This window comes from Acidovorax sp. HMWF018 (genome assembly GCF_003061035.1).
Classification (GTDB): Bacteria; Pseudomonadota; Gammaproteobacteria; order Burkholderiales; family Burkholderiaceae_C; genus Acidovorax; species Acidovorax delafieldii.
The window spans coordinates 1-1,333 of the sequence record NZ_QAIM01000262.1; the positions used below are offsets into that span (position 1 = coordinate 1).

At 67.7% G+C, this 1,333-nt stretch carries 1 protein-coding gene; it reads left to right on the forward strand.

Translation table 11 applies throughout. The annotated features are described in order from the left end of the window. Positions 1-27: 27 nt before the first annotated feature. On the forward strand, positions 28-1,333 hold a 1,306-nt coding region (locus tag DBR23_RS09595), incomplete at its 3' end, for a pitrilysin family protein (protein WP_108498093.1).

Genomic DNA, 1,333 nt, shown 5'->3' on the forward strand with positions numbered 1-1,333 from the left:
GGCGGGTTCTTAGAATCACCCCATTCTATGAAACGCGCTTTCACCCTACTGGGCCTGCTGGCCTGCCTCTCGTCCGGGGCTGCCTTTGCGGCAACCACCCCGGTGTCTCAACCCTCCACCACGCCGTCCGCCACAGCTTCTGGCGCGCAGCAGTTCACGCTCAAAAACGGCATGCAGCTCATCGTGCAGCCCGACCGCCGCGCCCCGACGGCGGTGCACATGGTCTGGGTGCGTGTGGGCTCGATGGACGAGGTGGACGGCACCTCGGGCGTGGCCCATGCGCTGGAGCACATGATGTTCAAGGGCACCAAGACCTTGCCGCCGGGAGAGTTCTCGCGCCGCGTGGCGGCGCTGGGAGGCCGGGAAAACGCATTCACCAGCCGCGACTACACCGGCTACTACCAGCAGATCCCGTCCAACCGGCTGGAAGACGTGATGAAGCTCGAATCGGACCGGTTTGCCAACAACCACTGGCCCGACGAGGAGTTCAAGAAAGAAATCGAGGTCGTCAAGGAAGAGCGCCGCCTGCGCACCGAAGACCAGCCCCGCGCCATGCTGGCCGAGCAGTTGTTTGCCGCCACCTTCAACGCATCGCCCTACCGCCGCCCTATCGTGGGCTGGATGAGCGACCTGGACGCGATGACGCCCGACGACGTGCGCGCCTTCCATCGCCAGTGGTACACCCCGACCAACGCCGCCGTCGTGGTGGCAGGTGATGTGGATGTGGCCCAGGTGCGTGCCCTGGCCGAGAAGTACTACGGCAGCCTGCCCGTGCACGCGCTGCCCGCGCGCAAGCCGCGTACCGAGCCCGAGCAGAAGGGCCTGCGCCGCATCGCCGTCAAAGCCCCGGCAGAGCAGGCCTATGTGGCCCTGGCCTTCCGCGCGCCCAGCCTGGACCGCGTGGACAACCTCACTGACGAAGACCGCGACGCCCTCGCGCTGATGGTGCTGTCGGCCGTGTTCAATGGCTATGACGGTGCCCGGCTGGACCGCGCACTGACCCAGGGGCCCAACCGCGTGGCCGACAGCGCCAGCAGCTCCGCCATGGTTACCGGGCGCGGACCCAGCCTGTTCATGCTCAGCGGCGTGCCCGCTGCGGGCAAGACCGCCCAACAGGTCGAAGACGCGCTGCGCGCCGAGGTGACCCGTGTGGCCAAGGATGGGGTGAGTGAGGCCGAGCTGAACCGCGTGAAGACGCAATGGATCGCCTCCACGGTGTACGAGCGCGACTCGGTGATGAGCCAGGCGCAGGAGCTGGGGGGCAACTGGGTGCAGGGCTTTCCGCTGGACGCCAACGAGCGCCTGCTGGCCCTGCTGCGCACCTGCGCCGGGG